This window comes from Nonomuraea sp. SYSU D8015 (assembly GCF_008065375.1).
Classification (GTDB): Bacteria; Actinomycetota; Actinomycetes; order Streptosporangiales; family Streptosporangiaceae; genus Nonomuraea.
Map to the genome: position 1 here is coordinate 651,978 of NZ_VJYI01000004.1, position 6,610 is coordinate 658,587.

Consider the following 6,610-nt stretch of genomic DNA (forward strand, 5'->3'; position numbering starts at 1 on the left):
GCAGATTCGGGGGCATGAGACGGACACTCATCGCGACGGCCCTGCTGGGGGCACTGGCGGCCGGTTGCGGCAGCCAGGCGAGCGGCACCGGAGTCGCCTCCGTATCCACGGGCTCGACCCCGCCGTCGGCCGGCGCCACGCCCACCACCACCGCCGACCCGAAAGAGCAGGGCAGGAAGTTCGCCCAGTGCATGCGCGAGCACGGCATCCCCATGGAGGACCCCGACGCCAAGGGCGGCGGCGGCATGGAGCTGATCGACGAGAACATCGACAAGAACAAGCTCAGGGAGGCCACCGAGGCCTGCCGCGCCCACGCCCCCTTCATGGATCGCAAGCGGCTCGACCCGGAGGGGGTCGAGCAGCTGCGCCGGTTCGCCCGGTGCATGCGTGAGAACGGCGTCGACATGCCCGACCCCAACCCCGACGGCACCTTCGCCAGCGGCACCGCCCGCAATTTCAAACACGACGACCCCCAGTTCAAGAAGGCGATCGAGGCATGTCGCGACGAGTTCCCCAAGCCGGGGGGCGGCAAGTGACGCAGACCGACGAGAAGCGGCAGCACACCTTCCCCGCCTTACCGCCGCGCCGCCGCAGCCCCCTGCGGGTCCTCGCGTGGACCGGAGGCGCCGCGCTGCTCGCCGCCGCCGTCGCGGCGGCCGCCGTGGGCGTCGGCGGCAACGGCACGAGCACCGCCGTCACCGGCCGCACGCCGCCGGCCACCGCCAAGGTCACCCGCACCACGCTCACCGAGACCAAGACCGTGGACGGCACCCTCGGCCACGGCGACCCGATCACCATCGCGGGCAAGTCCCAGGGCACGATCACCTGGCTCCCAGGCGAGGGCTCCACCATCACCAGAGGCCGCGGCGTCTACAGCGTGGACGCCGACCGCCGCCCCCTCCTGTACGGCGACATCCCCCTCTACCGCACCCTCCAGGACGGCGTCTCCGGCACGGACGTCGAGCTGCTCGAACGCAACCTCGACCGGCTCGGCTACACCGGCTTCGACGTGGACAACCAATTCACTTGGGCCACCAGGGAGGCGGTCGAGGACTGGCAGGAGGACCTCGGGCACGACGTCACCGGCCGCGTCGAGCCCGGCGACGTCGTGGTGGCCGACGGCCCCCTCCGCGTCGCCGAGCTCAAGAAGGCCCTCGGCGACAGCGCGAACGGCCCCGTCCTGACCGCGACCGGCACCACCCGCGAGGTCCGCGTCGCCCTCGACGTGGCCGACCAGCACCTGGTCGAGAAGGGCACGAAGGCCACCGTCGAACTCCCCGACGGCACCACCGTCACCGGCAAGGTCGCCGCCGTCGGCAAGGTCGCCACCGCGACGGAATCGGCGACGACCGTCGAGGTCACGGTGTCGGTGACCGGACTCAAGAAGACGTACGACGCCGCCCCCGTGGACGTCACGATCGTGTCGGCACAGCGCGAGGACGTCCTCGCCGTGCCGGTGGGCGCGCTGGTCGCGCTGGCCGAGGGCGGCTACGGCGTCCAGGTCGTGGAGGGCTCCACCACCCGTTACGCCGCGGTCGAGACCGGCATGTTCGCCGACGGCAAGGTCGAGGTCACCGGCGTCGAGGAGGGCACGACCGTGGCGGTGCCCACGTGATCGTCGAACTCCGCGACGTCACCAAGCTCTACGGCGACGTCGCCGCCCTCCGCGGGGTCTCGATGGACATCGGCCACGGCGAGCTCGTCGGCGTCGTCGGCCCGTCGGGCTCCGGTAAGTCGACCATGCTCAACATGATCGGCACCCTGGACCGCCCCACCGGCGGCACCGTGCGCATCGCCGGCCACGACGTCGGCTCGCTCACCGACAAGCAGCTGTCCGCCCTGCGCGCGAACGTCATCGGCTTCGTCTTCCAGCAGTTCCACCTGGCCGCCGGGGTGCCCGCGCTGGATAACGTGGCCGACGGCCTGCTGTACGCTGGCCCGTCTCTGCGCGAGCGGCGGCGGCGCGCGTACGACGCTCTGGTACGCGTCGGCCTCGGGCACCGGCTCGGCCACCGCCCGCACGAGCTGTCCGGCGGCGAGCGGCAGCGCGTCGCCATCGCCCGCGCCGTCGTCGGGGAGCCGAGGCTGCTGCTGGCCGACGAGCCGACCGGCAACCTGGACTCCCGCTCCGGTGCAGGAGTGATGGAGCTGCTGCGCGAGCTGCACGCGGCCGGCACCACCGTGGTCGTCATCACCCACGACCGCGACATCGCCGCCTCCCTCCCCAGGCAGGTGGAAATGCTCGACGGCCGCGTCGTCGTGGGAGCGGGGGCGCGGACATGACCGTGCTGACGACCCCCAGGATGCGGCCCCACGATGTGATCAGGGTCGGCGGGGCGGGACTGCGCGCCAGGCCGCTGCGGGTGTTCCTGTCCGCACTCGGCATCGCCATCGGCATCGCCGCCATGCTCGGCGTCGTCGGGATCTCCGCCTCCAGCCAGGAGGAGCTGAACCGGCAGCTCGCGGCGCTCGGCACGAACCTGCTCACCGTCGCGCCCGGCAAGACCCTGTTCGGCGAGGCGTCCCACCTGCCCGCCGAGGCCGAGGGCATGATCGGCCAGATCGCCCCCGTCACCTCGGTCACCGCGACCGGCACGACATCCGCCAAGGTCTACCGCAACGACCGCATCCCCGAGGCCGAGACCGGCAGCATCTCCGTCACCGCGGCCCGGCTCGACCTCGCCCGCGACGCCGGCGCCACCGTGGTCAGCGGCGTCTGGCTGAACGAGGCCACGCACCGCTACCCGGCCACCGTGCTCGGCGCCAAGGCCGCCGATCGGCTGGGCGTCGTCCGGGCGGGCCCCGACCAGCGGGTCTGGCTGGGCGGCCAGTGGTTCACGGTCGTGGGCGTGCTCGCCCCCGCCCCGCTGGCCCCGGAGCTCGACACGGCCGCGCTGGTCGGCTGGCCGGTCGCCGAGGAGCGGCTGGGCTTCGACGGGTACCCGACCACGATCTACGCCCGAGCCCAGGAGGATCACGTCGTCGCGGTCCGCGGCGTGCTCGCGGCCACCGCGAACCCGGAGGCGCCGAACGAGGTCGAGGTCTCCAGACCGTCGGACGCGCTGGCCGCCAAACAGGCCGCCGACGACGCGCTGAACGCGCTCCTGCTCGGCCTCGGCGGTGTCGCGCTGCTGGTCGGCGGTGTGGGTGTGGCCAACACGATGGTCATCTCGGTCCTGGAGCGGCGCGCGGAGATCGGCCTGCGCCGCTCGCTGGGCGCGACGAGGGGGCAGATCAGGCTGCAGTTCCTGGCCGAGTCGCTGCTGCTGTCGGCCATCGGCGGCGTCGGCGGCGTGCTGCTCGGCATCGGCGTCACCGCCGCGTACGCGGGCTTCCAGGGCTGGCCGGCGATCGTGCCCGTCTGGGCCATGCTCGGCGGCGTGCTCGCCACGCTCGTCATCGGCGGCATCGCGGGCTTCTATCCGGCGGTCCGCGCCGCCAGGATGCCTCCGACCGAGGCGCTGGCCACCCCCTGACGAGATGCGTCCGATTCTTACAAGAGGACCGCCCGGCTGCGTGGATAGCGTCCCGGTGACGACCATCTGTGGAAGGACGGCTGACATGGACGTGCTGGACGGCGCGGAGCGCTACCTCCAGCTGCACGGCAGGCTGATCGACCGGCTGCGGTTCGCGGCGCTGTTCCGCGGCGGCTCGCGCGAGCGGGTGCTGGACGCGCTGCGCTGCTACCAGAACCCCGACGGCGGTTTCGGCCACGCGCTGGAGCCCGACCTGCGCGGCGCCGGCAGCCAGCCGGAGCCGGTCGAGGTGGCCTTCTGGATCCTGGACGAGCTCGACGCCTTCGACTCGCCGATGGTGCCCGCCGCCTGCGACTACCTGGCCGGCGTGACTGCTCCCGACGGCGGTGTCCCGTTCGTCCTGCCGTCGGTCAGGGAGACCTTGAGGGCTCCGTGGTGGGAGACGGACGACGACCCGCCCGGCAACCTCATCCCCACGGCGTCGATCGCCGGTCTGCTCCACGAACACGGCATCACGCACCCGTGGCTCGCCACCGCCACCGAGTTCTGCTGGTCACGGATCGCCGACGTCAAGGAGATCAGCCCGTACGAGGCCCGCGCGATCGTGACCTTCCTGAACCTGGTCCCTGACCGGGCGCGGGCGGAGGCCGAGTTCGCCCGGCTGCGCGGGGCCATCCTGGCCACGGTCGCCCTGGATCCGGACGCGCCGGGGGAGGCGCACTTCCCGCTCGACTTCGCGCCCGAGCCGCTGCGGCTGCCGCTGTTCGAGCAGGACGTTCTGGACACGCATCTCGACGCCCTCGTCGCCGCCCAATCCGCCGAGGGCGGCTGGAGCCCCAACTTCCTGATGTGGACGCCCGTGGTGGAGCACGAATGGAGCGGCTACCTCACCGTCGCCCGCCTCAATACGCTGCGCGCCTACGGGCGGCTGCCGGCCTGACAGGGGTTCTGTCGGCGGGGTCGCGTACGTTGGAGGCATGTACGAGGAACGGCCCCCCGGCTCGGACCTCGCGGGCCGCATCGCCTGCGTGTGGCACCAGGTCAGCGAGACGGACACGACCCACCTCGTGGTGCCCGACGCCTGCGTCGACCTGATCTGGGGCCCTGACGGCCTGTTCGTGGCCGGGCCCGACACGGGTCCCGTGCCCACGCCCATGGCGGCAGGTGACACGTTCGTGGGCATCAGGTTCAAGCCGGGCGCGGTGGGCGACTTCTTCGGCGTCCCCCTCCACGAGCTGCGCGACCAGCGCGTCCCCCTGTCCGCCCTGCCCGGCCTGCCGATCGACGAGAGCTGCGCGCCGCAGCCGGGGTGGCGTCTGGAGGCCATGAGGGCGGCCGTCCGGCGCCGCCTGACCGGCTCCGGCTCCGTCGAGCCCGCGACGTTCGCCATGGTCCAGGCGCTCAGAGCGGGGCGCGCGGTGACCGACGTGGCCTGGGACCTCGGTCTCAGCGAGCGCCAGCTCCACCGCCGCAGCGTGACCGCCTTCGGCTACGCGCCCAAGACCCTCCAGCGCATCGTCCGCTTCCAGCGGGCGCTGCGACTGGCCCGCGCCGGCGTCCCGCTCGCCGACGTGGCGGCCGAGGCCGGCTACACCGACCAGGCGCACCTGTCCCGCGACGTCAAGCGGCTGAGCGGGGTGCCGATGGGCCGGCTGCTCTCACCGTCGCGGCGGCCTGCCTGACACGAGCGCCTGAGCCCACGTGGCGCTCGGATCGCTGTCGATCAGCACCGCCCGCGCGAGCAGGCTCAGCGGGATGGCCAGAATGGCGCCCAGCGGACCGAGCACGAACGTCCACACGAGCAACGACATGAACGTCATCGTCGTCGAGAGCCCGACCGCGTCACCCAGGAATTTGGGCAGGATGAACGACTGCGTGACGACGTTGATGACGATGTAGGCGATGACGACGAGCACCATCGTCCGCACCCCGCCGTCCAGCAGCGCGAGCATCGCGGGCGGCAGCAGCGCCACCACGAAACCGATGTTCGGGATGTAGTTGGCGATGAGCGCGAGCACTCCCCAGAGCAGCGGCAACGGCACGTCGAGCAGCTCCAGCGCCACCACGTCGAGAATCGCGTTCAGGAGTCCGAAAACGGTGGACACGACGAGATAGCGCCGCACCTTGTGCGCGAAAGTCGTGAGCGCCGTCACGAGGTGCGGCCGGCTCTCCTCTCCCGCCGTGAGGATTTTCGTGGTCGCCGGCGCGTCGAGACACATCGCCAGCAACAACACGACAATGAGGAACAGCCCGGAGAGAATCCCGATCAAACTCCCGAGCAGCGCCTGCGCCAGTCCGAGCAGCCTGCTCGGGTCGAACGCCTCCAGCGCCCGGTTGATGACGTCGTTGCCGAGCCCGTGCGCGGCGGCCCACCGCTGGGCGTCGGTGAGCAGCTGCTGGAACTCGCTCGCGTACGTGGGCAGCAGCGAGGCGAGCTCCGTGACCGAGATGGTGAGGATGCCCACCATGCCCAGCAACACGAGGACCACGATCAGGAACGGCACGGCGACCTGGACCCAGACGGGCGCGCCCCAGGCGTCGAGCCGGCCTCGCACGGGGGCGACGGCGATCACCAGCACCAGGGCGAGCACGACCGGGCCGACGATCGAGGCGACCTCCCGCAGGCCGAACAGGGCGACCACCGCGCCGGCGATGCCCACCAGGATGATGAGTGCCCTGGGCAGGGGTTGATCTCGCACTCTCGGTTACTACCCCGTACCGGCCCGGGGAGCCGTCGATTTGACGGTTCCGGGAGCCGTACATAGAGTTCACCAGTCCCGCGAGGACGGCGTCGATCGCCGACCTCACTTCGGGGGCCGCCTCCTGACACCTCCGCTCCGGTGGGCGTTCGCGTCCATGCGGATCGGCTGGTAAGTTAGAAGAGTTGTCCCGGAAACGGGGCGTGACTTAATTCCCGCAGGTCGAGCGAGTCCGGTCAATTTGACAGGGACTTGAACGGCTGAAAGAATTAGGACACAACGGAAGACCGAAACGAAAGCGCCGGAAGACGCGTCCGTTTCTTGAGAACTCAACAGTGTGTTAAAAGCCAGTGCATGTGCATCACACATGTAACACCCCGTCATTGGATTGACGGTTTTGCTTGGACAGTCTGTCCGAACAGGCATTGTTTGGAG

General features: G+C 71.2%; 7 protein-coding genes. 6 read left to right on the top strand and 1 reads right to left on the bottom strand.

The genetic code is table 11. From position 1 onward, the window contains the following. The first annotated feature begins 14 nt into the window (after positions 1-14). The 6 genes from ID574_RS22335 (at position 15) to ID574_RS22360 (ending at position 5,158) form a co-directional block, all read left to right on the top strand. The gene (locus ID574_RS22335; RefSeq protein WP_188190849.1) at positions 15-536 is read left to right on the top strand and encodes a hypothetical protein; all 522 of its coding nucleotides are present in this window, start codon (positions 15-17) and stop codon (positions 534-536) included. Continuing rightward, positions 533-1,615, top strand: a complete 1,083-nt coding sequence (locus ID574_RS22340; RefSeq protein WP_223166955.1) for a peptidoglycan-binding domain-containing protein — start codon at positions 533-535, stop codon at positions 1,613-1,615. Before ID574_RS22335 ends, ID574_RS22340 begins: the two co-directional genes overlap by 4 nt. Further along, the gene (locus tag ID574_RS22345; RefSeq protein ID WP_223166968.1) at positions 1,615-2,283 is read left to right on the top strand and encodes an ABC transporter ATP-binding protein; all 669 of its coding nucleotides are present in this window, start codon (positions 1,615-1,617) and stop codon (positions 2,281-2,283) included. Before ID574_RS22340 ends, ID574_RS22345 begins: the two co-directional genes overlap by 1 nt. Then, positions 2,280-3,476, top strand: coding sequence for an ABC transporter permease (locus ID574_RS22350; RefSeq protein WP_188190851.1), 1,197 nt, complete (start codon positions 2,280-2,282; stop codon positions 3,474-3,476). Before ID574_RS22345 ends, ID574_RS22350 begins: the two co-directional genes overlap by 4 nt. Before the next feature lie 85 nt (positions 3,477-3,561). Further along, complete coding sequence (locus ID574_RS22355) at positions 3,562-4,416, top strand: hypothetical protein (protein WP_188190852.1); 855 nt, start codon at positions 3,562-3,564, stop codon at positions 4,414-4,416. A 37-nt stretch (positions 4,417-4,453) separates the two neighbouring features. Next, a complete protein-coding gene (locus ID574_RS22360) occupies positions 4,454-5,158 on the top strand; it encodes a helix-turn-helix transcriptional regulator (protein WP_188190853.1) in 705 nt (234 codons plus the stop codon). Here the strand turns inward: ID574_RS22360 and ID574_RS22365 are convergent. After that, complete coding sequence (locus ID574_RS22365; RefSeq protein WP_223166956.1) at positions 5,135-6,175, bottom strand: AI-2E family transporter; 1,041 nt, start codon at positions 6,173-6,175, stop codon at positions 5,135-5,137. The two genes, ID574_RS22360 and ID574_RS22365, sit on opposite strands and share 24 nt — an antisense overlap. Positions 6,176-6,610: the final 435 nt, after the last annotated feature.

What these genes read in the sequence shown, in the direction of transcription:
- ID574_RS22350 (WP_188190851.1), top strand. Translation starts at nt 2,280, where the DNA reads ATGACCGTGCTGACGACCCCCAGGATGCGGCCCCACGATGTGATCAGG.
- ID574_RS22335 (WP_188190849.1), top strand. Translation starts at nt 15, where the DNA reads ATGAGACGGACACTCATCGCGACGGCCCTGCTGGGGGCACTGGCGGCC.
- ID574_RS22360 (WP_188190853.1), top strand. Translation starts at nt 4,454, where the DNA reads ATGTACGAGGAACGGCCCCCCGGCTCGGACCTCGCGGGCCGCATCGCC.
- ID574_RS22355 (WP_188190852.1), top strand. Translation starts at nt 3,562, where the DNA reads ATGGACGTGCTGGACGGCGCGGAGCGCTACCTCCAGCTGCACGGCAGG.